The organism is Hyphomicrobiales bacterium (assembly GCA_016710435.1).
GTDB lineage: Bacteria > Pseudomonadota > Alphaproteobacteria > Rhizobiales > Aestuariivirgaceae > Aestuariivirga.
Genome location: JADJVV010000001.1, coordinates 2,272,670 through 2,297,479, shown reverse-complemented (window position 1 = coordinate 2,297,479; position 24,810 = coordinate 2,272,670). Strand labels below are relative to the sequence as shown.

The 24,810-nt window shown below is 62.8% G+C and carries 21 protein-coding genes; 5 read left to right on the top strand and 16 right to left on the bottom strand.

The genetic code is table 11. From position 1 onward, the window contains the following. Window positions 1-36: 36 nt before the first annotated feature. The 7 genes from IPM06_11110 to ccmI form a co-directional block, all read right to left on the bottom strand. Window positions 37-1,437, bottom strand: a complete 1,401-nt coding sequence (locus tag IPM06_11110; protein ID MBK8770967.1) for a HAMP domain-containing histidine kinase — start codon at window positions 1,435-1,437, stop codon at window positions 37-39. Next, window positions 1,427-2,101, bottom strand: a complete 675-nt coding sequence (locus IPM06_11105) for a response regulator transcription factor (protein ID MBK8770966.1) — start codon at window positions 2,099-2,101, stop codon at window positions 1,427-1,429. Before IPM06_11105 ends, IPM06_11110 begins: the two co-directional genes overlap by 11 nt. A gap of 211 nt (window positions 2,102-2,312) precedes the next feature. Continuing rightward, on the bottom strand, window positions 2,313-3,779 hold the full coding sequence (locus IPM06_11100; GenBank protein ID MBK8770965.1) for a DegQ family serine endoprotease: 1,467 nt from the start codon (window positions 3,777-3,779) through the stop codon (window positions 2,313-2,315). A gap of 119 nt (window positions 3,780-3,898) precedes the next feature. Beyond that, a complete protein-coding gene (locus IPM06_11095; GenBank protein MBK8770964.1) occupies window positions 3,899-4,348 on the bottom strand; it encodes a cytochrome c-type biogenesis protein CcmH in 450 nt (149 codons plus the stop codon). Between the two features lie 5 nt (window positions 4,349-4,353). After that, on the bottom strand, window positions 4,354-6,342 hold the full coding sequence (locus IPM06_11090; GenBank protein ID MBK8770963.1) for a heme lyase CcmF/NrfE family subunit: 1,989 nt from the start codon (window positions 6,340-6,342) through the stop codon (window positions 4,354-4,356). Beyond that, window positions 6,339-6,824, bottom strand: a complete 486-nt coding sequence (gene ccmE / locus IPM06_11085; protein MBK8770962.1) for a cytochrome c maturation protein CcmE — start codon at window positions 6,822-6,824, stop codon at window positions 6,339-6,341. The genes IPM06_11090 and ccmE overlap by 4 nt, the downstream gene beginning before the upstream one ends. Beyond that, on the bottom strand, window positions 6,821-7,924 hold the full coding sequence (gene ccmI, locus IPM06_11080; GenBank protein ID MBK8770961.1) for a c-type cytochrome biogenesis protein CcmI: 1,104 nt from the start codon (window positions 7,922-7,924) through the stop codon (window positions 6,821-6,823). Before ccmI ends, ccmE begins: the two co-directional genes overlap by 4 nt. Window positions 7,925-8,076: 152 nt before the next feature. Here ccmI and IPM06_11075 point away from each other — a divergent pair, with 152 nt between their 5' ends. Genes IPM06_11075 through IPM06_11060 form a run of 4 tightly spaced genes read left to right on the top strand, consistent with a single transcriptional unit; the run spans window position 8,077 to window position 13,297 of the window. Continuing rightward, entirely contained in the window at window positions 8,077-9,330 is a 1,254-nt protein-coding gene (locus IPM06_11075) for a sarcosine oxidase subunit beta family protein (protein ID MBK8770960.1), read from the top strand. Between the two features lie 12 nt (window positions 9,331-9,342). Further along, a complete protein-coding gene (locus IPM06_11070; protein ID MBK8770959.1) occupies window positions 9,343-9,687 on the top strand; it encodes a sarcosine oxidase subunit delta in 345 nt (114 codons plus the stop codon). A gap of 3 nt (window positions 9,688-9,690) precedes the next feature. Beyond that, window positions 9,691-12,711, top strand: a complete 3,021-nt coding sequence (locus tag IPM06_11065) for a sarcosine oxidase subunit alpha family protein (protein ID MBK8770958.1) — start codon at window positions 9,691-9,693, stop codon at window positions 12,709-12,711. Beyond that, on the top strand, window positions 12,704-13,297 hold the full coding sequence (locus IPM06_11060; GenBank protein MBK8770957.1) for a sarcosine oxidase subunit gamma: 594 nt from the start codon (window positions 12,704-12,706) through the stop codon (window positions 13,295-13,297). The genes IPM06_11065 and IPM06_11060 overlap by 8 nt, the downstream gene beginning before the upstream one ends. A 65-nt stretch (window positions 13,298-13,362) precedes the next feature. Here the strand turns inward: IPM06_11060 and IPM06_11055 are convergent, their stop codons facing one another. Then, window positions 13,363-14,262 carry a methylenetetrahydrofolate reductase gene (locus IPM06_11055; GenBank protein ID MBK8770956.1) on the bottom strand — a complete coding sequence of 300 codons (900 nt, stop codon included), beginning with the start codon at window positions 14,260-14,262 and terminating at the stop codon, window positions 13,363-13,365. A 205-nt stretch (window positions 14,263-14,467) separates the two neighbouring features. Between IPM06_11055 and IPM06_11050 the strand changes: the two genes are divergently transcribed. Beyond that, window positions 14,468-15,478, top strand: a complete 1,011-nt coding sequence (locus IPM06_11050) for a GlxA family transcriptional regulator (GenBank protein MBK8770955.1) — start codon at window positions 14,468-14,470, stop codon at window positions 15,476-15,478. A 301-nt stretch (window positions 15,479-15,779) separates the two neighbouring features. On the opposite strand, the gene IPM06_11045 is transcribed toward IPM06_11050, so the two are convergent. The 8 genes from IPM06_11045 to IPM06_11010 form a co-directional block, all read right to left on the bottom strand. Beyond that, window positions 15,780-17,177 carry a sensor histidine kinase gene (locus tag IPM06_11045; GenBank protein MBK8770954.1) on the bottom strand — a complete coding sequence of 466 codons (1,398 nt, stop codon included), beginning with the start codon at window positions 17,175-17,177 and terminating at the stop codon, window positions 15,780-15,782. Next, window positions 17,167-17,838, bottom strand: a complete 672-nt coding sequence (locus tag IPM06_11040; GenBank protein MBK8770953.1) for a response regulator transcription factor — start codon at window positions 17,836-17,838, stop codon at window positions 17,167-17,169. Before IPM06_11040 ends, IPM06_11045 begins: the two co-directional genes overlap by 11 nt. A 41-nt stretch (window positions 17,839-17,879) precedes the next feature. After that, window positions 17,880-18,266, bottom strand: coding sequence for a hypothetical protein (locus tag IPM06_11035; GenBank protein ID MBK8770952.1), 387 nt, complete (start codon window positions 18,264-18,266; stop codon window positions 17,880-17,882). Between the two features lie 137 nt (window positions 18,267-18,403). Further along, window positions 18,404-18,856 (bottom strand): hypothetical protein, encoded by a 453-nt coding sequence (locus IPM06_11030; GenBank protein MBK8770951.1) that lies wholly within the window; start codon window positions 18,854-18,856, stop codon window positions 18,404-18,406. Then, window positions 18,856-19,533: a lysozyme gene (locus IPM06_11025; GenBank protein MBK8770950.1), complete on the bottom strand. Its 678-nt coding sequence runs from the start codon at window positions 19,531-19,533 to the stop codon at window positions 18,856-18,858. Before IPM06_11025 ends, IPM06_11030 begins: the two co-directional genes overlap by 1 nt. Further along, window positions 19,530-19,748, bottom strand: a complete 219-nt coding sequence (locus tag IPM06_11020; GenBank protein ID MBK8770949.1) for a hypothetical protein — start codon at window positions 19,746-19,748, stop codon at window positions 19,530-19,532. The genes IPM06_11025 and IPM06_11020 overlap by 4 nt, the downstream gene beginning before the upstream one ends. An 18-nt stretch (window positions 19,749-19,766) precedes the next feature. Beyond that, complete coding sequence (locus IPM06_11015) at window positions 19,767-20,939, bottom strand: DUF2793 domain-containing protein (protein ID MBK8770948.1); 1,173 nt, start codon at window positions 20,937-20,939, stop codon at window positions 19,767-19,769. Then, on the bottom strand, window positions 20,932-24,807 hold the full coding sequence (locus IPM06_11010; protein MBK8770947.1) for a glycoside hydrolase TIM-barrel-like domain-containing protein: 3,876 nt from the start codon (window positions 24,805-24,807) through the stop codon (window positions 20,932-20,934). Before IPM06_11010 ends, IPM06_11015 begins: the two co-directional genes overlap by 8 nt. Window positions 24,808-24,810: the final 3 nt, after the last annotated feature.

The following is a 24,810-nucleotide window of genomic DNA, read 5'->3' as shown; positions in this document are numbered from 1 at the left end:
GGCGATGTCGAGATGCTTGAGACGCTGCCGAATGTCTCAGGCGGGGCTGCGCGCCTCTGCCAGCAAGGGCAATTCCAGCTTGGCCAGAAGGCCGGGGCCTGCATCCTCCAGCGTCAGCGAGCCGCCGTGGAGTTTCATGACGGAGGAGACGAGGCTGAGTCCCAGGCCATTGCCGGGCTTGTTGCGGCTTTCGTCCAGACGCACGAAGCGGTCCAGCACACGAGTGCGGTCTTCGGGTGCGATGCCGCTCCCGGTGTCAGCAACGGTGATGACGGCCTTGCCGTCCACGGACTTTGCCGTGACGGTCACGACCGTTCCCTTGGCCTCTTCCGTGCCGCCGTATTTGAGGGCGTTGTCGAGAAGGTTGCTCAGGGCTTGCGCCAGAAGCTGGCGGTCGGCACGCACGGGAATGTCCGGCTCCACCTCCAGCTTCAGCGTTCCGCCGGCGTCCTCCACGATGGGCTCGTAGAGTTCCGCTACCTCATGCACGATGCTTGCCGCATCCGTCTCCGCCAGTCCTTCGCGGGACTGGCCTGCCTCCGCCCGGGCGATGGAGAGAAGCGCGTTGAAGGTGCTGAGCAAGCGGTCGCTGTCTTCCAGCGTCTTTTCCAGCGCCAACTTGTGGCCAGCGGGTTCGTCGGAGCGGAGCGCGGATTCGATCCGGGCGCGCATGCGGGTGAGTGGCGTGCGCAGGTCGTGTGCCACGTTGCCGGACACCTCTTTCATGCCCGCCATCAGGCGTTCGATCTGTCCCAGCATATCGTTGAGGGATTGGGCCAGCCGATCCAGTTCGTCATCGGAACCGGAAACGGGCATGCGCTGCGTGAAGTCGCCCGCCATGATGGTGCGGCTCGTCTCGGTGATGGCATCGACCCGGCGCAGGAAGTTGCGGCTGAGAAGCCAACCGCCGCCAAGGCCCAGCACGAGCGCGAGCCCCAGGGCCCAGCTCACCGCCTGACGGATTGTTGTGCTGAAGAGCCGCTGTTCTTCCACGTCCCTGCCGACGAGCAGGAGGTAGCCTCCGGGGAGGGGCGCGTGATAGGCGCGGCCCGTATGGCGCTGGCGGGCGATGCCCTTGCCGACGGCAATCGGGAAATCCACCCAACCCGCTTCGCCGGTATTGGCGGCAGGCAACATGTCAATGTTGCCGATGATCCGTTCCAGGTCGGAATTGACGAGCAGGTAGATGGAGCCACCGCCCTCCTCGATGCGCCGCTTCACCACATCCACGACGCCCGCGAGGCTGAGAAGCCGGTACTGGTCAGACAGGCCCTGCACCTCGGCGCGGATCGTCTCGTCGGTCTGGCGTTCGAGGATGCCGACCGTATTCCAGTAGACATAGCCCAATACGGAGCTGACGGATAAGGCGAAGAAGATGAGGTAGATGGCCGCGAGACGGAAGGTCGAGGTGCGGAAGATCTTCGAATTAATTGTCACGGATCATATATCCGGCACCACGAACCGTCTGAAGCAAGGGCTCGTCGAAACCCTTGTCGATCTTGCTGCGCAGGCGCGAGACATGGACGTCGATCACATTGGTCTGCGGGTCGAAGTGATAATCCCAGACGTTTTCCAGCAGCATGGTGCGGGTGACGATGTGGCCGGCGTTGCGGACGAGATATTCCAGCAGCTTGAATTCGCGGGGCTGCAGGGGAATGGGCTTTCCACCGCGCAAGACGCTGCGCGAGAGGAGGTCCATTTCCAGGTCACACGCTCGAAGCTTGGTGTCCTGCACCTGTTCAGGGCCGCGCCGTTTCATGCCCTCAACGCGGGCCAGAAGTTCGGAGAAAGCGTAGGGTTTGGCAAGGTAGTCGTCGCCACCGGCGCGCAGGCCCTTCACCCGCTCATCCACGTCGGAAAGGGCGCTCAGGATGAGGACCGGGGTCGCGATTCCTTCGGCACGAATGGTCTTGATGATGGAAAGGCCGTCGAGCTTGGGCAGCATGCGGTCCACGATCATGACATCGTGAATGCCTTCGCGGGCCATGGCGAGGCCTTCCTCGCCGTCGGTGGCGAGGTCGGCCACATGGCCGGACTCTTCCAGGCCCTTCACGAGCCAGGTACCCGCTTCGCGGTCGTCCTCGATTACCAATACCCGCATTGATCTTCCCCGGGCGCCTCGGCCCTGGCGAGTCGCAGTCTCTCCAGATGCTACTTGCATAAGAAAATCTCTCTTGGAAAGGGGTGGCGCGGAGACAGTTCAGGGGAACGTCGGGGGGAAGCCTGTCTCCGCGCCTTAGAGCGCCGTCGCTGAGCGGGGAAGCGTCTGCGCTCTTTGGGTTATACTACGATGGGTATGACAACCCGGTTTTTCAACTCCGTTCACGAGGAAGTGCGATGTAACGCTGGCTGTCGCCGGAGCGAACCAGCATCAACACGCGCTTGCCGTCTTCCTTCTGAAGGGCATCCTTCATGTCGGCGGCGTTGGCGACCTGGTGGCCGGCGACTTCAAGAATGATGTCGCCCTCCTTCAATCCGCGGTCCGCTGCTGCCGAATCCGGTTCCACAGACGTGATCTTCACGCCTGCGCCGTCATCGGCGGGAGCAACCTGCAAACCAAGGTTCGAGAGATCAAACCCATCGTCGGGCTTGTTCACGCCTGCCATCTTCTGTGGTTCACCCGGCATGGTGCCGATCTTCACCTTGATCGTTTCGGGCTTGCCGGCACGGTAGATGTCGACCGCGATTTCGGTACCCGGCTTCACCTTGGCGATGGTGCGGGCCAGGTCGCGGGCATCGTCGATGTCCTCGCCGTTGGCCTTCAGGATGGTGTCACCCTGCTTGATGCCGGACTTCTGGGCGGGCGAGTCTTCCGTCAGATCGGAAACGATTGCACCCTTGGCCTTGTCAAGGCCGAGGCTCTCCGCCAGGTCGTCAGTCACGGGCTGGATCTGGACGCCGAGCCAACCGCGGGTCACGGCGCCATTCGACTTCAGGCTGTCCACAACGTCACGTACAATCGAGGCGGGGATGGCGAAACCGATGCCCACCGAACCACCTGACGGCGAGAAGATCGCCGAGTTCACACCCACAACCTCACCGTTGAGGTTGAAGGACGGGCCGCCGGAATTGCCCTTGTTGATGGAGGCGTCAATCTGCAGGAAATCGTCATAGGGGCCATTGCCGATGTCACGGCCACGGGCCGAGACGATACCGGCGGTCACCGTTCCACCCAGACCGAAGGGATTGCCCACGGCCATCACCCAGTCGCCGACCTTGGCTTCATCCGCCGCGAGGGTCACTGCGGGGAAGGACTTGTCGGACTTGATCTTGAGGAGGGCGAGGTCGGTCTTGGCATCGGTGCCGACAACGGTGGCATCGAAGCTGTTGCCGTCCTGGAACGTCACCTGGACCGACTTGGCGCTATCGACCACGTGGTTGTTGGTGACGACATAGCCATCGTTGGAGATGACGAAGCCAGAGCCGACGGCCATGCCGTCATGGCGTTGCGGACGCTGACCCGGGCCGCCGGGCAGCTGGTCGCGGAACTGGGGGAACTGGTTGAAGAAATCGCGGAACTGCTCGGGAATCTGCTGTGAGCCTCCGGTGTCGGAGACCTCAGCGATCTTCACCTGAACGCTCACCACCGACGGCATCACCTTCTCGACGAGAGGGGCGAAGCTGCGCGTTGGGTCAACGGCAATCTGGGTCTGGGTCTGCGCCAAGGCATGACCGGGGGGAGGAAGGAAAGTCGAGGCCGTGAGCAGCGTCGTACCCATCAGGGCGGCTGCCATCAGGCCGAGGATCGTCTTCTTGGAAGGGGAAAAGGGGGCTGACATTGTCTCATCACTCCATGTGTCCGTGGGATGGTGAAGAGATAAGGTGAACAGCCTTACGCCGCCATTACGGCGGCATGAAAACTCTGTAAGACTTGCGGCAAGTTGACGGCAAATCCGGCTTATTTGCGCAGGATGGCGTCCAATGCGGCCTTTTCGGCATCGCTCAGCTGGTCCGGTGCCGTTTCGGGCTGGCGGCGGCGAAGCAGGATGAAGGCCCCGCCAACAAGAAGAATCGCAAACGGCGTGAGCCAGAGTACGAGCGTCCGTGTTTCGAGCCGCGGCTTGAGGAGGACATATTCGCCGTAGCGGTCCACCACGAAGGCAATGATCTCGTCATCCGATTTCTTCTGCTGCAACTGTTCACGGATCAGGACACGAAGATCCCGCGCCACGCCGGCGTCGGACTCATCAATCGACTGGTTCTGGCAGACAAGGCAGCGCAGCCCGGCGGAAATGTGCCTGGCGCGGGCCTCCAGCGCCGGATCCTTCAGCATTTCGTCGGGCTGAACCGCAAAGGCCGGCAGCGCGAGCCAGAGGGTGAGGAGTGCCGCAGAGAAGAAACGAAGCATGGTCATTACTCGGCAGGGCTTGGCATCGCGTTCACCGGAGCGGCTGCACGCTTGGGCACCCCGATGCGGAGCCGCCGGTCTGTCAGCGACAGGAGGCCGCCCAGGAACATCACCAGCGCACCCAGCCAGATGACGCTCGCCATGGGATTGAATGAAGCGCGCACCACGTAGGCTCCATCCTCGCCGGGATCGCCGAGCACGACATAGATGTCGCCCCAGACGCCCTGCATCAGGCCCACTTCGGTTGTTGGCATGCTGCGCGGGCGGAACTGGCGCTTCTCCGAGACCACTTCCTTGACGAGACGGTCGCCCCGCATGATTTCGAAGCGGCCGTAGGTGCCGTCATAATTGGGACCGACCAGCGGCTGCACATCCTTGAATACCACGGTGTAGCCCGCCACCGGGATTTCGCCGCCGGGCTTGAGGGTGACGATGTGTTCTTCCTTCCACAGGGAAAGGACGATCACGCCGATCACGATCATGCCCAACCCGCCATGAGCCAGTGCCGTGCCAAAGGCACTGCGCGGCAAACCTTTCAAGCGCAGCCAGGCAATGGCCGTGGTCTGGTGGCCGAAGCCTGCGCGCTGGATGATCTCGGCGGCCGAGCCGAAAATCAGCCAGAGGCCCACGGCGATTCCAAGGGGCGCGAGCCAGGGCCCGCGCACTGTCACCATCAGAACCAGCAGCGTCACCAACAAGGCGAGGGCCGCGGCCCACCACAGGCGGCGCAAGGCCGCCAGAATGTCAGCACGCTTCCAGGTCAGCATGGGTCCGAGCGGCACGAGCAGCAGCAGCGGAATAAAGATCGGTCCGAAGGTGAGGTTGAAATACGGCGCGCCGACCGAAATCTTTTCGCCCGTCAGTGTTTCCAGCGCGAGCGGATACAGCGTGCCGATGAAGACAGCGGCGCAGGCGGCGGAGAGCAGGAGGTTGTTGAGAACGAGTCCGCCTTCACGGCTCACCGTCGCAAACAGCCCGCCCGCCTTCAGCGAGGGGGCACGCGCGGCAAAGAGCGTCAGGCTTCCGCCGACGAAAACCGCGAGAATGGAAAGAATGAAAATGCCGCGTTCGGGGTCCACCGCAAAGGCATGGACCGAGGTCAGTACACCCGAGCGGACAAGGAAGGTGCCGACCAGTGACAGCGAGAAGGCGAGGATGGACAGCAGGATCGTCCAGATCTTCAGTGCGCCGCGCTTTTCCACGATGGTTGCAGAATGCAGCAGCGCCGTGGCGATGAGCCAGGGCATGAGGCTGGCATTTTCGACCGGGTCCCAGAACCAGAAGCCGCCCCAGCCCAGTTCGTAATAGGCCCACCACGCTCCCATGCCGATGCCGATGGTCAGCAGGGCCCAGGAGACCAGCGTCCACGGCCGGACCCAGCGGGCCCAGGCTGCGTCCACACGGCCTTCGATCAATGCCGCCACCGCAAACGAGAACGCAATCGAGAGACCAACGTAGCCGCCGTAGAGGAAGGGAGGATGAAAAGCGAGGGCCGGGTCCTGCAGGATCGGATTGAGTCCGTTCCCCTCCACTGGCGGCGGGAGCAGGCGCAGGAAGGGATTGCTCGCAACGGTGATGAAGATGAGGAAGGCGAGGCCGACAGAGCCCTGCACCGACAGGATGCGCGCCTTCGTCGTTTCCGGCAAGTCACGGCCAAAGACCGCAACGGCAGCACCGAACAGCGACAGGATGAACACCCAGAGCAGCATGGAGCCCTCATGGTTTCCCCACACGCCACTCAGCTTGTAGAGCAAAGGTTTCGCCGAGTGAGAATTTTCGGCCACGTTCAAGACGGAAAAATCCGACGTGAGATAGGCGTGGGTCAGGGCCGCGAATGCAATTGCCAGCAAGATCAGCTGTGTCACGGCTGCGACGGATGCTGACGCCATGAGAGTCGCATCATTGCGCCAGGCACCCCATTGCGGCACGACCGTCTGATACAAGGCCACGGCAAGCGCGAGGATGAGAGCAAAGTGGCCAAATTCGATGATCACGGCGACGTTCCCTGGGCTCCTGACTGCGTCGCTGGCTGGGCGCCACCCTGGCCTTCCTGCCAGACGCCCTTTTCCTTTAGCTTGTCGGCCACGTCCTTGGGCATGTATTTTTCGTCATGCTTGGCCAGCACCGTATCAGCCAGCATCGTGCCGTCACCCTGCAGCACACCTTCCGCCACCACGCCCTGGCCCTCCCGGAACAGGTCCGGCAGTTGCCCTTTGTAGCTGACGGACAGGCTCTTGATCGTGTCGGTGACGGCGAAAGTGTAGATGGCGTTGCTGCCCTGCTTCAGCGTGCCCTGCTCCACCAATCCCCCAAGACGGAGCCGGCTGCCTGGCTGCACGCCCTTTTCGGCAATTTCACTCGGCGTGTAGAAGAACACGATGGTGTCGCGGATGGCGTAGAGGATGAGGCCCGCGGCGATGCCGAGCACGGCAAGCGAAGCGAGGATGATGGCGGTGCGTGTCTGTTTGCGTGTCATTTCAAACCCAATTCCTGCGCCAATGCCGAAAGCTGGGCCGCTGCACCTTGATCTCCATCAAAAATGCCGCGCGCCTTGTCGAGTGCCGCCTGGGCGACGTCTGCTTCCTTCAGCACAACGCGGGCGCGAATAAGGCGGAGCCAGCCATCCAGGTTCTTGGGATCAGCCTCAAGTTTCGCCGCAAGACCATCCACCATGGAGCGGATCATGGACTGCTGGTCGCCCGCCGTCATCGCGCCGGCGGCTTCGACCTGGTTCTGCGTGGGGCCGGTCGGATTGGCCTGGGGCTGCTTCAACGCTGCGATCTGCTTTTCAACCGCAGGGCGCCAAGGCGCGTCGCTGGCGGAGTCGGCCAGCAGGGATTCGAAGGCCGCAAGGGCGGCGGCATGCTGGTTGTCCTGCGAAAGGCCAAGGGCTTCGTAGTAGCGCGCCTTGCTGTTCTTCGGATCAATCTTGAGCGCCTCGCGGGCGGCATCGAGTCCTTCGGCAGGCATCAGGCCATTGCCGGCGAACATGAGCATCTCGGAAAGATCGGCATAGAGTTCGGCGGTCGGACCCTTGAGAGTGATCACGCGTCGCATCGCCTGGGCCGCATCGTTGAAGCGGCTCATGGCCTTGTAGCTTGGCAACACCACTTCCCAACCGTTCACATCATCGGGGTGTTGCTGGAGATGCTGCTCGACCTTGTAGACCATCACCTCGAGGTCGCCTGCCTTCTCGGCATTGGCGAGGCGTTCGGCCTGCGGCAGATCCGGGAATGATGGCGCACCCAAACGGCTATACACGGCGAAGGCCAAGGCGGGCACCAGCAGCGCAAGGATGAAGACCATCCAGGCCTGACCGGGCCGTGACACATTGCCTTCCGCAGCAGATACCGCGAGAAGGCGCCGCGCCACTTCGGTGCGGTGGGCATCTGCTTCGGCAGGGGCCATCACGCCGCGCGTCAGGTCAGCATCAATCTCGCGCAACTGGTCCTTGTAGATGGCGATTTGCGCGCTGGCCGAATCCGTTCCCTGTCGCGCCGCCAGGCGCCGGGAACCAAAAAAAAGCGCCGTCACGATGCCAACGGATAGCGCTGCAAATATGAACCAGATTTCCATGTGACCTGAATGATCTTCAATTTCGCCCTACATATAGTCGCCCGCCGGCTTTCCGCCATGGCCCATTGTCGCATGGGCCGGGGCGCCTGTCGGAAAACAATGGAGGGTTATCCGCCACTTTGATATGAGGACGGCTCAACCGGAAATCCGTCATGAAGAGCCGCTACTCCGTTTTCTCGCTGGCCCGCAATGCCTTCTCCTATCACAAGGACTGGGAACGCGCCTGGCGTTCGCCCAATCCCAAGGCCGAATACGATGCTGTGATCGTCGGCGGCGGCGGCCATGGACTCGCCACGGCCTACTATCTCGCCAAGAACCACGGCATGACGAATATCGCAGTGGTGGAAAAGGGCTGGATTGGAGGCGGCAACACAGGCCGCAACACCACCATCATCCGTTCGAACTACCTGCAGGATCCGTCCATCGCGATCTATGAACTGTCGCGGTCGCTGTATGAGACGCTGTCGCAGGACTTCAACTACAACATGATGTTCAGTCCGCGCGGCCTCATGATGCTGTGCCAGACGGAACATGAATTCCGCGCCATGAAGCGCACGAGCCATGCCAACCGGCTCGCGGGTCTCGACTGCCGCATGATCACTCCGGCCGAGGTGAAGGAAATCGTTCCGATCATCAACGACGATCCGAACTGCCGCTATCCCGTTCTCGGCGCCTACTACCAGCCGCGCGGCGGCACGGGCCGTCACGACGCTGTCGCCTGGGGCTATGCGCGCGGTGCCGACTCCATGGGCGTCGACATCATCCAGAATTGCGAAGTCACGGGCATCCGCCGCGAAGGCGGCAAGGTCGTCGGCCTTGATACTTCGCGTGGGCACATCAAGACAAAGAAGGTCGGCGTCGTCGCCGCAGGTCATGTCTCCACCATCATGGACATGGCGGGCGTGCGCATGCCCATCGAGAGCATGTGCCTGCAGGCGCTGGTCTCCGAGCCGATCAAGCCGGTCATCGATTGTGTCGTCATGGCCAACACGGTGCACGGCTACATCAGCCAGTCCGACAAGGGCGAACTTGTTGTGGGCGGCGGTACAGACCCCTACAACAACTATTCGCAACGGGGCTCGTTCACGGCGCTTGAACACACCGTCACGGCGCTCGTCGAAACCTTCCCCATCATCTCGCGCCTGCGCATGCTGCGCCAATGGGGCGGCATCGTCGACATGACCGGCGACCGCTCGCCCATCCTCTCGAAGACGGATGTGGACGGCCTCTTCGTCAACTGCGGCTGGGGTACCGGAGGCTTCAAGGCCATTCCCGGATCGGGCTGGGTATTTGCCGACACGATGGCCAACGACCGCCCGCATCCGATCGCCGAACCGTTCTCCATCAACCGTTTTGCCGAAGGCCGCCTGATCGACGAAAGCGTCGCAGCAGCCGTGGCGCACTAAGGGAGCTTTCACATGCTGGTTGTCACCTGCCCTGTGTGCGGCATCGAAGGCGAGGAAGCGGACTTCCACTACGGCGGCCAGGCGCATGTGCGCCGTCCGGCCACGACAGACCCTGTCAACATCAAGGACGAGGAGCAGCGCGACTACCTCTTCATCCGTCACAATCCCAAGGGCCTGCATTTCGAACGCTGGCGCTGTGACCGTGGCTGCGGAAAATGGTTCCACGCCGCGCGCGATACCGTGACCATGGACTTCAAGGCCTACTACGGCATCACGGAAATGCCGCCGCTCGAACTGCAGCAGCAGGCCAAGGGAACGTGGGCCGACTATTTCAAATCCGTTGCGAAGGCGAAGTAAGCGATGACTGGCAAACCCTATCGTCTGGCGTCCGGCGGCAGCCGCATCGACCGTTCGAAACCCCTCTCCTTCTCCTTCGACGGCCGCAGCCTTTCCGGCTTTGCGGGCGATACCATTGCCTCGGCCGTACAGGCCTCCGGCCAGCGGGTCTTTGGCCGCAGCTACAAATATCATCGTCCGCGCGGCGTCATCGGCCTCGGTTCAGAGGAAATGAATGCGCTCATCGGCGTGGGCGTCGGTGCACGGCATGAGCCGAACCTCCGCGCCACGCAGATCGAACTTTTCAACGGCATGACCGCCGTTACGCAGAACCGCTGGCCGTCGCTCAATTTCGACATCGGCGCATTGAACAACAAGCTGTCGCGCTTCTTCCCCGGCGGCTTCTACTACAAGACCTTCATGTGGCCGCGCAGCTTCTGGAAGCATGTCTATGAGCCTGTGATCCGTTACGCCGCGGGCCTCGGCAAGGCGCCGGAAGACCGTGATCCCGACACCTACGAACATATGCATATCCACGCCGACGTCGTCGTCGTGGGCGGCGGCATCGCCGGTCTCACGGCGGCGGAAGCTGCTGCTGCCGGTGGCGTGCGCGTGCTGCTCATCGACGAGAACCCGGTGCTCGGCGGCATTGCCGACCTCACGGCAGGCAAGATCGGCGAAGTTTCCGTTGCTGATTACGCCAAGGCCGCGGCAGACCGTCTCGCCGCGTTGCCGAACGTGCAAATCCTGTCGCGCACCACAGCGGTCGGGCATTTCCATCACAACTACATGATGGCCTTCGAGCGCGTGGGCGATCATGATCCGTCCATTCTCGCCAATGGCGCCCCGCGGCACCGTTTGTGGAAGATCCGCGCGGGTCACATCGTCCTGGCCTCGGGTGCGCTGGAGCGTCCGATTGCCTTTGCCAACAACGACCGGCCCGGCATCACGCTGGCCTCCGCCGTGCGCGGAATGGTTGAGCGTTATGGCGTTGCCCCCGGCAGCAATGGCGTTGTCTTCACCAACAATGACGACGCCTATCTCACGGCGCTGGCACTGAAGAAGGCCGGCGTCAACGTTCAGATCGTCGACAGCCGCGCGCGCCCGCAGGGCGACCTTGTGCAGAAAGCGATTGCCGAAGGCATCGAGATTTCCGCGAGCTCGGTCATTTCCAAGGTCGAAGGCACGCTGAACGTGAAATCGGTGAAGATCGCCGCCTACCGCAAGGGCCAGGGCCGCGTCATCACCGAGAAGAAGGTGGATTGCGATTTCATCGCCATGTCGGGCGGCTGGAACCCGGCGCTGCACCTGTGGTGCCACAACGGTGGCAAGATCAGGTTTGACGATGGGCTTGCGAGCTTCCGTCCCAACACCCACACAGATGCGATCACGGCGGTGGGTGCCGCCAACGGAACCATGTCGGTTGCGGAAACGCTGGCCGAGGCTGTTGCCGCGGGTGAAGGCGCTGCCAAGGCAGTGAATGCCAAGGCAAAGGCTGCGAAGATCAAGCTGCCCGCCATCGAAGAGCCGGTGCGTGGCGCGCTTGAGGCGATCTGGTTTGCGCCAGCCACCGGTGGTTACAACGAAGGCAACAAGCACTTCATCGATTTCCAGAATGACGTGACGGCGGCCGATCTCGAACTCGCCCAGCGCGAAGGTTATGAGTCGGTCGAACACACCAAGCGCTACACCACGTTCGGAATGGCAACTGACCAGGGCAAGACGTCGAACCTCAATGGTCTCGGGGTGTTGTCCGAAGCAACGGGCCGCTCCATTCCGGAAATCGGCGTCACCACCTTCCGTCCGCCCTATACGCCATATTCGTTCGGCGCGATTGCGGGGTCGCTGACCAAGGAGCTCTTCCTCCCCATCCGCCGCACGCCGGTCTTCCAGTGGCACAAGGACAAGGGCGCCGTTTTCGAACCTGTCGGCCAGTGGCGCCGCGCCTACACCTATCCGGCGGCCGGAGAAGACAAGCACGCCTCGATCACGCGTGAAATTCTCGCCGTGCGTAACAAGGTCGGCCTGCTCGATGCTTCCACCCTCGGCAAGATCGAGATCAAGGGGCCGGATGCGGCCGAATTCCTCGACCGCATGTACACCAACATGTTCTCGACCCTGAAGGTCGGCAAGTGCCGCTACGGCCTGATGATGAACGAGTTGGGCTTCCTCAGCGACGACGGCGTCACTGTGCGCCTCGCGGACGATCATTTCCTGATGCACACCACATCCGGCGGCGCCGACCGTATCTCGGCGTGGCTTGAGGAATGGCTGCAGACGGAATGGACGCAGTACAAGGTCTTCGTGACGCCCGTGACCGAACAGTGGGCTCAATTCGCCATCGCTGGTCCCAGGGCCCGCGAGGTTCTTGCCAAGCTCGGTCCGGATTTTGATGTGTCGAACGAAGCCTTCCCGCACATGTCGTTCAAGATTGGCCGCATGGGTGGCTATCCCGTGCGCGTGTTCCGCATCTCCTTCTCGGGCGAACAGTCCTACGAAGTGGCAACGCCCGCCAACCTCGGCCGTGGCCTCTGGGATGCGATCCTTGCCGCCGGAGAAGAGTTCGGCATCGAGGCCTATGGCACGGAAGCACTGCACGTGCTCCGCGCCGAGAAGGGCTACATCGTCGTCGGTGACGAAACCGACGGCACGACAACGCCCATCGACGTCGGTCTCGAAGGCCTCGTCTCCAAGAAGAAGGCGGACTTCATCGGCAAGCGCTCGCTGGAACAGTCCTACCTCAAGGGTCCCAACCGCAAGCAGCTCGTCGGCCTTCTCACCGAAGACCCCAACGAAGTCCTGCCGGACGGCGCCTATGCCGTGCGCGAAGTGAAGGACAAGCCACCCATGGCCATGATCGGCCAAGTGACCTCCACCTACATGTCTCCCACCCTTGGCCGCTCCATCGCCATGGCCCTCATCGAGAATGGCCGGGCGCGCATGGGCGAAACCATTTCCTTCCCGCTGGAAGGCGGCAAGGTGGTGAAGGCCAAGCTCGTCAGCCCCGTGTTCTATGACCAGGATGGAGGCCGCATCAATGCTTGAGGCCCGTTTCGAATCTCCCCTCGCCGGACGTGAAGTTCCCGCGGACACCTATGTGTCGATGCGTGAAATCAGCGAACGCGGCATGATTGACCTTCGTGGCTCCGCCGCGGACCGCAAGTTCATGGCAACCGCGAAGTCGGCACTCGGCGTTGACCTGCCGAAGCAGCCGCGCACCACGGCGACATGGGGCGACGTCCGCGTGTTCTGGCTCTCGCCGGACCAGTGGCTCATCACCTGTCCCCGCGCCAAGGCACAGGAAATGGCCGACCAGTTGTCGCAAGACCTCGCTGGCGTTCACTCTCTCGCCATCAATGTCTCGGACATGCGTGCTGTCATCCGCCTGGAAGGCGAAGGCGTGCGTGAGGTGGTGATGAAGGGTACCGCCATCGACCTCACACACGGCGACTATCCGCCGGGCACCGTGCGCCGCATGCGATTCGCTGAAGTCGCCGCGCTGCTGCACATCGTCGAGGACAACGTCATCGACATCTATGTCTTCCGCAGCTTCGCGCAGTACACGTGGGACTTCCTGCGCAAGGCCGCGCGCAAGGGTACGGAAGTCAGGATCTTTCCGAAAGCGGGCTGAGGCCCGTCCACGGACAACAAAAAACGCCGCCCTTCCGGGCGGCGTTTTTCGTTTGGTCTGCCGTATCAGCCAGCCTGTACGCGCTTCTTCCAGTCGAAGAGCTTGTCGAAGCCGCCGAAGGGATAGAGATGCGGGGCCGCGATGTTCAGTTCCGGCTTGTCGAAATGCAGCTTGGCTAGCTGGTCGACGAACTCCGTCGGTTCCGAAACCGACAGCAGCTTGGTGATGTTCAGCGCCTGCTTGCGGATGAAGCGGGCGGAATTGCCCACGCCACACATGGCTGCATATTTCACCAGCGTCTTGATCGTCGCCGGTCCGGGCACGCCCACATAGATCGGAAGATCAATGCCGGCCTGGCGCAGCGATGCGGCCCACAGCGCCAGCGGTCCGGCTTCAAACAGGAATTGTGTGGCGATAAAACCGCCGATGCCATTGGCCTTGAGCCAGGCGTTCTTTTCCGTGAGTGCCTGCATCAACGCCGCTTCGCCCAGTTTCTTGGTGATGTCGGGATTGCCCTCCGGGTGGCCTGCGATGCCGATCCTGGTGATGCCCGCCTTCTGGAAAAGCCCGGTGTTCATCATCTGGATGGCGGAATCGAATTTGCCGATGGGTTCGGGTGCACCGCCGCCCAGGGCCAGCACCGTGGTCACGCCAGCCTTGTCGCGGAACGCCGTGAGGCGCGCTTCGAGGTCCGCCTCGTCGCGCACGAACCGCGCCGGGATATGCGGCACGGGTTCAAAGCCCAGCCGGCGCAATTCGGCAGCGGCATTGATCTGCGCTTCCAGGTCCTGCGCTTCGATAAGGGCGATGAACACGGTCGCTCCCGCGGCCATGTGTTCCTTGAGGAGTGGAAACTTCTCGATCTGCTTGCCCGTCACTTCAATGGTGGCCTTGCTGGCGAAGGCACCGAGGGGATTGCCCACGGCAGCAGAGGTGGCAGGGGGAAACTTGACGCTGGTGTCCATTGATGGGTCTCTTGGAAGGATCGTGGAAGGATGTCGCTACCGTGCCACGCCTGTCGCCAGCCGCTCCCCGGTTTGCGACACGCCGAGCGTGTTTTCGACGGCACCTGCGGTATTGCGTCGCAAACCGGCCAAGTGGTGACGCCTATGGACAAAATGCCGGAAATAGACCATGGAGTCGCAAACGGAACATTCTGCGGAGCGTCCCATGTTCGGTGACAAGGCCAAATCCCTTCCCCATTCGGTCGCCCTTATTCTGCTGCCAGAATTCACGATGATGCCGGTGACCTCCGCCATCGAGCCGCTGCGCCAGGCCAATCGCTTTGCGGAAAAGCAATTGTACCGTTGGACCATGCATTCGATCGATGGGCAGCCGGTCGCAGCATCCAATCACATCCTGACGATGGTGAACGGCGATCTTGAATCCGTTCCGCCCGATTCCTCGGTGATCGTCTGTGGCGGATTGAATGTGCAGAAGCACGCAGACAAGCGTCTCATCAGCTGGCTGCGCAAGGTGGCGCGGCGCGGGGTGGACATCGGAGCGGTGTGTACCGGGGCGCATGTTCTGGCGGAGGCCGGCCTGCTGGATGGTTACAAGTGCACCATCCATTGGGAAAACCTCCCGGGCTTCACCGAGGCGTTTCCGGAACTTGAAGCAACCGGTGGCTTGTTCGAAATCGATCGTGACCGCTTCACCAGTGCGGGCGGCACCACGGCCATCGACATGATGCTCACGCTCATCGCAGGCCAGCACGGGCCCGATCTTGCCGCGCAGGTGGCCGAAGCAATCCTGCATTCGCCGATCCGCCATCACAGCGAGAACCAACGCATGTCGCTGCCTGCACGCATTGGCGCACGGCATCCCAAACTGGTGTCCATCATCGAGAAGATGGAAGGCTGCCTGGAAGACCCGCTTTCGCCCAGTGTGCTGGCAAAGCAGGCCGGGCTTTCCACCCGGCAGCTGGAGCGCCTTTTCCGGCGCTACCTCGACCGCTCGCCGAAGCGCTACTATCTCGAACTCCGCCTGAAAAAGGCGCGTTCGCTGCTGCTGCAAACGGATCTTTCGGTGATCAATGTGGCGCTGGCCTGCGGGTTTTCATCCCCGTCGCATTTTTCGAAATGCTACCGCGCCTTCTACGGCCGCACGCCGTACCGGGAACGCGGGCTTCCCACGCCGTCAACGGCTGAGGCTACGCATGAAATCGGGGAGCGAATCTGACGATTCGCTCCCCTCCTCCGACATGCAATCCGCGACCGGGGGCAGTAAACGGAAAGATGTCTGAGACCGTCTGTTGAATGTCTGAAATGCCCCGCTGAACTTGCGCGCAATTGACGCAGTTACCTGTTCATTTCTCACATAACTATCGTATGAGTTGGAATCAAGTACTGCAACATTTTTCCGATTTATTTCAACGTTAACCCTGCGCCAACGTGAAGAGTTGTCATCGCATTCAACTCAAATTGCGCAACGCGTCGGGATAAATTCCCGGAATACGCGAGTTGTTACGCTTCAAAATATTTCAGATTGCAGAACCGGGGGTGCCCACAAGTGCCGGAAGTTTGAGTCGGGCCCGCAAACCACCGATTTCGGCGGCATCAAGCGTGGCCGCGCCGCCATACATCGCCGCCGTTTCCGAGACGATGTTGAGGCCAAGACCCGAGCCGGGTTTTGATTCATCGAGGCGCTGTCCCCGCTTCATGGCGATGGCCCGCTTCTCGGGCGGCAAGCCCGGCCCATCGTCGTCCACCTCGATCAGCATCCAGGGGCGGCCGTCGTCGCCGGTCTGGCTGAGGAGCTTGGCGCGCACGAGCACCCGGGCCTTGCTCCACTTGCAGGCATTGTCCATCAGGTTGCCCACCATCTCCTCAAGGTCCTGGCGCTCGCCGCGGAACTTGAGATTGGGGCCCGGCTCCACGATCACCTCGAGGCCGCGGTCACGGTTGATGCGTTGCAGCGTGCGCGCCAAGGCCTGAAGAACGGGATCGACGTCGGTTGCGGAACCCACTGTCTGGGCGCGGGCGGCGCGGCGGGCGCGGTCGAGATAGAGGTTCACCTGTTCGCGCATCACGTTGATCTGCTCGCCCACCTTGTCGGCGAGGGGGCCCCTGTGGTCGCGGGCCTCATTCGTCAGTACACTGATGGGTGTCTTCAGCGCGTGGGCCAGGTTGCCAACCTGCATGCGCGCCCTGTCGATGATCTCGAAATTGGACTGCACAAGCAGATTGAGTTCATCGGCAATGGGCTGCATCTCGGACGGGAAGTCGCCTTCCAGCATTTCCACCTTCCCGGCGCGGATGTCGTTGAGCTTCCGCTCCATCACCTTCATGGGCAGAAGGCCGTAGCGCACCTGGAAGAAGATCGCGGCCAGCAGGCCAATGCCGATCATGGCGAGGGAGAGATACAAGCCGCGCTGGAACGCCCTCATCTCGGTGCGCAATTCATCGAAATTGCCGGTAACGACGAAGGAATAATCTTCACTGCTGCCGAACAGCTTGAGGCGCTGTTCGATGCCGCGCAACTGGTTGCCCGCCGCATCCACCAGCGAAAAACGGGCATATCCGTCCTTGTCGCGATTGCCGAGACCGGCCTCGGGCAGCACCAGCGGCGGCTCCAGCAGCGAGGCGGAGGCCACGAGCTTGCCACCTGGTTTTGCCGCCTTCACCTGCCAGTACCAACCGGAATCCTGAAGCTGGAACCGGGTGTCGGCGATACTGCCCTGCACGCGGGGCGCACCATCGGCGGCCAGTTCAATGTTGACCTGCAGGCCATCCATGATGGCGCGCAGGCGCGCATCGAAATTCCGTTGCACGGTCTGGTCAAAAAGTTCGGAGAGAACGATCACGGCGGCAATCAGGAGTACGACGGCCGTCACGGCCGCCGACACCGTCAGGCGGAACGCGAGTGAGTTAGTCCGCATTGCCGGGTGGCTGGACGCAATAGCCCATGCCGCGGATCGTATGCAGCACGTCCACACCCAGCTTCTTGCGAAGGCGGCCCACAAAGACTTCCACCGTGTTGGAGTCGCGGTCGAAGTCCTGGTCATAGAGATGTTCAACAAGCTCGGTGCGCGACACGACCTTGCCCATGTGCATCATCAAATATTCGAGCAGGCGGTATTCGAGCGAAGTGAGCTTCACGGCCAAGCCATTCACGAGCACGCGGGCGCCCTTGGTGTCGAGGGACACGGGACCGCACGTCAGTTCGCTGGAGGCCTGTCCGGCGCTGCGGCGCACGAGGGCGCGCACCCGCGCGAGGATTTCCTCCATGTGGAAAGGCTTGGTGACATAGTCATCGGCACCGGCATCGAAACCCGCCACCTTGTCGCTCCAGCGGTCGCGGGCGGTGAGAATGAGAACCGGCATCTTGCGACCGGCGCGGCGCCATTTTTCCAGTACGCTCACACCATCCAGCACCGGAAGGCCAAGGTCGAGGATAACGGCATCATATGGAGCAGTGTCGCCGAGATAGTGTCCTTCCTCGCCGTCGTGGGCCTTGTCCACGACATAGCCAGCGTCCGTCAGGGCCGTGGAAATCTGGCGGTTGAGGTCGGCATCATCTTCAACAACGAGAACGCGCATATTGTCCCGGGGCTCCAGCTAGGAGGGCAAACCGCCCGGGATCAGAGAATGTCGCCGCTGCGGCCATCCACCATCACGCGAGTCAGCTTGCCATCTCCACGCAAGGTGACAGCATAAATGCCCGAGGGCAAGAGTCTGACATTCAACACTTTTGCGCCGGGAACCGTCTGCCGGGCGATGCGGGCGGCCTCGCGCGGGCGGATGGTGAGTTCCGGGTCGGCGGGGCCGTCGGTGGCGTAGCTGTCCGTCCCGTCATCCAGATTCTGGGCAAAGTCCACCGCTGCAGGAGGCAGAACCTCCTGCTGCACAGGGGGCAGCAGGCGGCGGAAACGGCCCGCTTCAGCCGGAGAGACGGCCAGCGACACTAGGCCCGCTGTGCTCAGCATCAGCAGTCCGACGGTCGCAATCTTTCGCAGCGCAATTATCATTTTACTCCGCACCCCAGTGATCGGGCTATGCCTTAGGCTCTCCAAGCTGAACGCCACATGAACAGTGCCGCACCTGCGAAAAGCGGTGTATATTGACCGTTAACAATGGTTTACGAGAGGCGCTTCAGTGGAGTTTTTCAGGCCTTGCTGCGGCGGCCCACGACCTGCACCACGCTGGCGATCTTCTCCAGCGAGCGCCCGCCCACATAGCCGCCGATGCCCACGGAGAGGAAGTTCCAGAATTCGGGCGGCAGAGCGCCCCAGCGCGGATTGAACGGCACTGTGTGCCCGGTGATCAGGTCCGCCAGCGGCAGGGCAAGTCCCACAAACCCGAGGAACCCGAGGAACGACAGCATCAGGAGCGGGCGCCACGTCTTCGTCAGCCAGGAGTCGGAGTTGATCTCCGCCAGGATGATGGATTGTTCCAGCGCCATTTCATGGCCGAGGTGGTCCACGAGCTTCGCCTGCAGGTCCGCCTCCAGTTTGCGGCGCAATTCAATGTCATGGATATAGGCATCGAGGATCTTGCTGATGGGACCGCCCATCAGGCCACCGACCAGATTTCCGATGAGCGCCACGGGAATCGTCATTACACGCCCTCCTCTTTCAGTTTCTTGATGCGCTGTTGAACAATGAATGCGGCCGCCACCAGCACGGCAGCGGCCAGGACAAGAACCACGGTCCGGGGTGCCAGCACCACCTGGGCCGCCGCCGCCACCGCCGCCGCGAGTGCGGCCCACAGGGTCCGGCTTTCCGCTGGCGGCTTTCCATCGAGCTGTTCCACCGGGCGGGAAGCGGGTGGCGGCGTTGCGTCTTCGGCGGAATGCGGGCCTGCAAACAGTGCGCCTTCCGCGGCGCGGCGGGTCACAAGGCCCGGAAGGATGCGCCCTCCCGCCTTCACCCACCGGTTCAACCGGCGCGGCACTGCCTCCCAGTCGCCGGCATTGACGGCCTTCAGCACGCTTGATGACCGGAAATTCCCCAGCCCGACATTGTAGGCAAAACTCACAAGGGCGGAGAACTGATGGTCATCAAGCGTGACGCGCAGGCAATTGCGCACACCGGCGGCGAAAATTTCCACATCACGCGTCAGCACCGTGGCTGCTTCCGCATCGCTCAGCCGCAGGCCCGGCGAGACGTGCGGTGGTCCGGCGGCGCTGGTATGGCCGTAGCCGATCGTCCACACACCCACGGCATCGCGATAGGCTTCATGCCGCAATCCTTCGAAGCGGCGGATGAGTGCGAGGCCCTCTTCCGTCATCCTCATTGCCGCACACCTGCAACGAGGGAGATGGCCTGCATGGCCCAAGCTCCCATGGCTGCGGCGGCAGAGAACAAGAGCAGCATCGCCATCCAGCCGCCCTTGGCGCGCACCAGCGCATCGCGAATTTCGCGCACATCGCTGCGGATCGCCTGCAATTCCTGTTCCACCGTTTCCATGCGGGCCTGCAGCCCGCCGATGTCCCGTTCGAGGTCACTCATGTCCATGATGTTCCCGTGCTACTGAATGCGAACCGCGCTGATCACAGTCGCCGTATTGCCGCTGGCATTGTTGGGGGCCGCAGCCTTCATCAAGCAGTTGGCGATGCCGACCGTGGTTGCCATCTGCAGCTTGACTGTCGTGGCCGCTGAAAGCGTCATCACTGCCGTCATGGCGAAGCCGAGCGTGATGTTGGCCACCGAGCCGTGATACAGGCACTGGCTCGCGTAATGCACCGTGCCGGTAGAAAGCCGTGCCGTCACGAAGGATGCCGTCGACGTCGTTTTCTGAAACTGCGCAAATCCCGAGACGAGCCACGTGCCCGCCGCAAGTGTCAGCGTCGGCCCGTCATAGAACGAGTTGCTGGTCACAAGCTGCACATCTGCTGAAAGGGCCGCGGTGGCATTGGCGAGTGCGGGAGCATCGGGCAGCAAGTCAGTGGTGACGCCATTCTGCCGCTTGCGGAAGCTGTTGCCGGCAGTGCTGTACCAGAGTTCGCCATCCTGCGGGAAAGAAGGGTCGGAGCCCCTCGGCAGGAGGCGAAGCGATTGCCGCGCGGTCACTGCCGCCGTTGTGGCATCAATGGTCAGCGCTTCCCGGAAGCTCGATCCATCGGGACTGACCTTCACATGAAAATCATCGTTCCCGGTGGTGCCCATTTCGGCGCGGGCCGAATAGTTGGTCTGGAACAGCAGCGACGCCGTATCGCCCGCTGCCGCCTTGTTGATCTTGAGTTGGTGCCCTGCCCCTTCATGGGTCAACAGGGTCGCCGGACTCGCCACGCTCAACCGGTTCGCGGCATCAGCGCTCGCATTTACACCAAGCAGCGTGAGGTTTTGCAGGTATGCTGGATCGGCTGCGGCCTTCTGCCAGGTGGTCCCATCGAAGGCGATCAGCAGGTCCTCATCATCGACCCACAGGCGCCAGCCCTCGCGCGGCGCGATGAAGCGCCAATCGCCATCCATGAAGGCGGCAAACAATCCCTCCCGAGTTGACCATGCACCCGTCGCCGTGGCGGCCACCAGATAACTGTCGCCTTGCGCCGGAACCGTCGGCGGGGTGGCCAGCGCACGCGATTTCACGCCTGCCTGCACAAGACTGTCGAGCAGCATCAGCGCATCATTGTGCGTCACGTGCTTCTGCGCCTGGGCCGCTGCAAGGCAAGGCAAGCCGAGGCGTGGTGTATCAGACATGAATGGTCCTTTCGATAGGCGTTCCCGCTCCGTAGGCGGAACTGAGTTGCGAGACGCGCGCTGTGAACAACGCCGGCATGCCGCCGAAGTCGGAAGTCATCTCGGCATTTCCATAGGAGAACTGCGGGGCAGAAACGTCGGCGCTGCGCACGGCGGTGGCGCCGTTGAGAATTGTAACGGTGTAGCGTTCGTCAGCCTCGGCGAGCGGCACTTCGGCCAGGTCCCAACTGTCACCGTCGATGCGGGTCTGGCGGATCCAGTGCAGCGTGACGCCGCCGCTCCCGGCCCTTGCCGTCAGACGCACGGGGGCCAGGGGCCGCAGCGCCTTCACCGCGCCCGCCGTCGTCACCTCAAGATATGAGGGGTGGCCATGGTCAAGGCCTTGCGGGCCGATGCGCCAGGTCGATGGCATGGCGGCTTCCGCCAAAGACGGCCCGGTCTGCACGGCGGCTCCGTTCAGCAATACCAGGCGCGCGCCGGCGGCGCGCAGCGGCAGCATTTCCGCTGCCGACCCCGCCAACCCGCGCAGCAGGCCAGCAAGACGGTAGGTATCGGGGGCGATGAGGGTCGCCCGTTCGAACTGGATGATTTCGTATCCCGTATCCGCATCACCAATTGCAGCCACGTTGGCGCCGTTCAACAATTCGGCCCGGCTGACGGAAGCAAGCGCGCCGTGGTGCAGCACCACGTCAAGGACGGGTCCACCGTTGATCCGGTCCAGCGCGCCTGCAGGCAGGGCGCTCTGCGTCCGGCCCATGGTGGCCTGGTTGTCGATGAAGCGATTGAAGGCAAAAGCGGCGGGGCTGGTCTGGCGCAACAGGGCGAGCCGCGCCGGCCAGGGCGACGCCTGTGCCGCAACCCAGGGCGCGGCGGGCTGGGCACTCACCGCAAGGGCAAGGTCCATCATCACCGCGTCGGGCTTGGCGAACACGGATGCCAATGCACCCGCAGTGACACGCGCCAGCGCGGGGGCCGGATCATAGACGCCGGGTTCATGCGACACGGCCTCGATCCGGCGCGCTTCGGCATCGGCGATCCCCGTGATCCGCCAGCGCTGCCCATCGCTGGCGATCACGTCTCCCGGCTCAACTGCAAGGGATGATGGCGGCAGCGCGAATGTGGCCGACGTGCGCTGCGCCCAGGTCTCCTCCAGCGTCACATCACAACGCGCCTGCGCCAACGCGCCGCTGACGGCAGCAGGCAGATTGAGCGCGACCTCATGCGAACTGTGAGACCCTACACGCGCCTGCGTCACGGCGGAGCTGCGGTAGTCCAGCCCCGAGTCGACAAATCCGATGCGCACGGCGGAGGGCAGGTCTGTCTCCTGCGCCCGCGTTTGGCTGAGCACGGGCTTGCCTGAGCCGGGATCGGCCAGCGCCTCGCGCTCCACCGCCGTCTCCAGAACGGTCCTCCGTGTGCGGATGATCATGCGCCCGCCGCTTTCTACCGCATCGAGGGAGAATGCCGCGAGCAGGTCTTCCAGTGCCGCACGCCCCGTCATCGGACGGTCAAGCACGAAACCGTCGATCAGTCCCGCCACGCCTGTCACGTCGGCGTCGGCGAGTGTGTAACGGGCAGAAATCGCCGCGATCAGTTCGCCCAGGTCCACCGCCCCCAGCCTGCCGTTCAGCCAGTGGCCGCGGGCGTGGTTGACGCCGTCGTTCCAGATGTCGGTGCGCGCCGGAAAATCGGGATAGGGCCGCGCATCCCAGGCCCAGAAGAACATGCGGCTGGCATTCACCATCGCGTCCCCTGTGACGGTGGAGAGCGGATTGTGCGCGCCGGATGTTCCCCAGTAGCTGCACATGGCCCGGAGGTAACGGTTCTGGATCAGGTCGTCGGGCTGGCCGCCGGAGTGGGGTGGAATAGTGCTCTCGACCGATTTGTCATCGACGAAGGCGTTGGGCCCGTTCGTTCCCTTGTCCACGGCGGGGCAGCCCAGCTCGGTAAACCAGATCGTTTTGGATTGCGGCACCCAGGCCGTGGGCGTGGTGCTCTGGTTGCCGGCGGGCCGGTTGAAATGCGCCTGTTGCCACCAGTTCCGGATATCCTTCGGGCGGAACACCCAGGGCTTGCCATAACTCCCATCGGTGATGGGGGTTCGCACTTGCGCCTCGCGATCTGCCGCACTGGCATAATACCAGTCGAAACCTTCCCCGCCGCCGATGCCCGCGCGAAGATAGTCGAGATCATAGATGGAGGACCAACCGGCCATGGCATCTGCATGACTTCCGCCATCGCGCCAGTCGGAGAGCGGGAAATAGTTGTCAATGCCGACAAACCCTACATGCGGCGAGGCCCACAGTGGATCGAGATGGAAATGCACATCGCCGGTGCCATCGGCGGGCTGATGGCCGGAATATTCGCTCCAGTCGGCGGCATAAGAAACCTCCGCCGCGGGCAGGATCGTCTTCACCTCTGCCGCCAGCGCCTGCAAGGCCGCGACGAAGGGATAGGACGATGAACCGTCACGCAGAGTCGTCAATCCACGCAATTCGCTGCCGACGAGAAATGCATCGACGCCGCCTGCGCTGGCGCAGAGTTTCGCATAGTGCAGGATCATGCGCCGGTACGACCATTGCGCCGTCCCGCTGAACGTCACGGTCTCGCCAGCGGGTGTGAAATCGCCGGGCAGCGCCGTTCCGGTGAAGGCGGCAATCTCTGCGGTCGCAGCGGCAGTCTTGTCGGGTGTGCCCGCCCGCCCGGGCGCAACGCTCGTGGTGATGCGCCCGCGCCAGGGATAGTGCCCCTGCACCGCGCTCCCATAAGGGTCCGGCAGTGCATTGCCGGCGGCAATATCCATCAGCACGAAGGGGTAGAACATCACCTTCAATCCGCGCGCCTTCAGGTCGGCGATGGCGTGCAGAACGGATTCATCGGAAGGTGTGCCCCCGAAGGCAGGCATGCCATCGACCTTGCTCACCTCATGGGCCGCGCTCCGGTCGATGCCGGAGACACGCCATGTGCCGCCCTCCGTCTGCTTGGTGGCATTGTCGACGCCGGGGCGGATGCTGCACTGGTTGCAGCGCAAATCATTCCCGAACCAAGACACCACCAGCGAAGCCATGCCGAGGTTGGGCGCTGCTCCCTGCAACTGGTCCATGGCGATGGTCCAGTCACTGCGCTCGGCGGAGACGTGGGCATTTTCACTCTCCACCTGCCCCGCCGTCACCTGCCGTTGCACGATGGCCGTGTCGTATCCGAATTCGGTGGAGCCGGGGATGATGTTGATGGCACGCACAAGGTCCGCCGCAGTGCCACCCTTGCCGATCACCTCGATCGACAATTGCGGGATTCGATTGCCAAATTCGGCAAGCGGCAGGCGATCGAAGACGATATAGGCGAGGCCACGGTAGGCCGGCGCTGCTCCCGCACCCTGCACAGCCTCGATCAGGCTGTCGGGCGCCTGCGTTTCAGAACCCGTGTAGAGCCGCCAGGTGAAGCCGCTGATGTCCGTCTCGCGTCCGTCGGCCCACACGCGGCCGATGCGGTCAATCTCGCCTTCACACAGCGCCACCGCGAAGTTGGCGTAGTAGGCATAATTGGTGGTGGAGGATTTGGGCGCGCCCTTGCCGGATGCCTTCTGGGTGGAGGTCGTGGAATCTTCAAGCAGCTGTGTTGCCCAGATCACCTGGCCCGAGAGCCGCATGCGGCCGTAGAGAACCGGGATCGATGCGCCCTCTTCCGAGGCCATCACGCGCAAGCTGGAGAGGCGGGGGCCTTCGCGATGCTGCTTGGCGCCGAACAGTTGCTGGTCCAGCAGGTTGCCGGCCATGGCACCCGCCGCGCGGCCCAGCAGCCCGCCCACGGGTCCGCCGATGAGCGTGCCGAGTGCAGCACCCGCATATTGAAGAACAACAGTTGCCATGGA

Bases quoted from the DNA above. Each gene is read 5' to 3' on its own strand.
- IPM06_11105 (MBK8770966.1), bottom strand. From the start codon at position 2,101: ATGCGGGTATTGGTAATCGAGGACGACCGCGAAGCGGGTACCTGGCTC.
- IPM06_11100 (MBK8770965.1), bottom strand. From the start codon at position 3,779: ATGTCAGCCCCCTTTTCCCCTTCCAAGAAGACGATCCTCGGCCTGATG.
- IPM06_11095 (MBK8770964.1), bottom strand. From the start codon at position 4,348: ATGCTTCGTTTCTTCTCTGCGGCACTCCTCACCCTCTGGCTCGCGCTG.
- ccmE (MBK8770962.1), bottom strand. From the start codon at position 6,824: ATGACACGCAAACAGACACGCACCGCCATCATCCTCGCTTCGCTTGCC.
- ccmI (MBK8770961.1), bottom strand. From the start codon at position 7,924: ATGGAAATCTGGTTCATATTTGCAGCGCTATCCGTTGGCATCGTGACG.
- IPM06_11075 (MBK8770960.1), top strand. From the start codon at position 8,077: ATGAAGAGCCGCTACTCCGTTTTCTCGCTGGCCCGCAATGCCTTCTCC.
- IPM06_11070 (MBK8770959.1), top strand. From the start codon at position 9,343: ATGCTGGTTGTCACCTGCCCTGTGTGCGGCATCGAAGGCGAGGAAGCG.
- IPM06_11065 (MBK8770958.1), top strand. From the start codon at position 9,691: ATGACTGGCAAACCCTATCGTCTGGCGTCCGGCGGCAGCCGCATCGAC.
- IPM06_11060 (MBK8770957.1), top strand. From the start codon at position 12,704: ATGCTTGAGGCCCGTTTCGAATCTCCCCTCGCCGGACGTGAAGTTCCC.
- IPM06_11055 (MBK8770956.1), bottom strand. From the start codon at position 14,262: ATGGACACCAGCGTCAAGTTTCCCCCTGCCACCTCTGCTGCCGTGGGC.
- IPM06_11050 (MBK8770955.1), top strand. From the start codon at position 14,468: ATGTTCGGTGACAAGGCCAAATCCCTTCCCCATTCGGTCGCCCTTATT.
- IPM06_11045 (MBK8770954.1), bottom strand. From the start codon at position 17,177: ATGCGGACTAACTCACTCGCGTTCCGCCTGACGGTGTCGGCGGCCGTG.
- IPM06_11040 (MBK8770953.1), bottom strand. From the start codon at position 17,838: ATGCGCGTTCTCGTTGTTGAAGATGATGCCGACCTCAACCGCCAGATT.
- IPM06_11035 (MBK8770952.1), bottom strand. From the start codon at position 18,266: ATGATAATTGCGCTGCGAAAGATTGCGACCGTCGGACTGCTGATGCTG.
- IPM06_11030 (MBK8770951.1), bottom strand. From the start codon at position 18,856: ATGACGATTCCCGTGGCGCTCATCGGAAATCTGGTCGGTGGCCTGATG.
- IPM06_11025 (MBK8770950.1), bottom strand. From the start codon at position 19,533: ATGAGGATGACGGAAGAGGGCCTCGCACTCATCCGCCGCTTCGAAGGA.
- IPM06_11020 (MBK8770949.1), bottom strand. From the start codon at position 19,748: ATGAGTGACCTCGAACGGGACATCGGCGGGCTGCAGGCCCGCATGGAA.
- IPM06_11015 (MBK8770948.1), bottom strand. From the start codon at position 20,939: ATGTCTGATACACCACGCCTCGGCTTGCCTTGCCTTGCAGCGGCCCAG.
- IPM06_11010 (MBK8770947.1), bottom strand. From the start codon at position 24,807: ATGGCAACTGTTGTTCTTCAATATGCGGGTGCTGCACTCGGCACGCTC.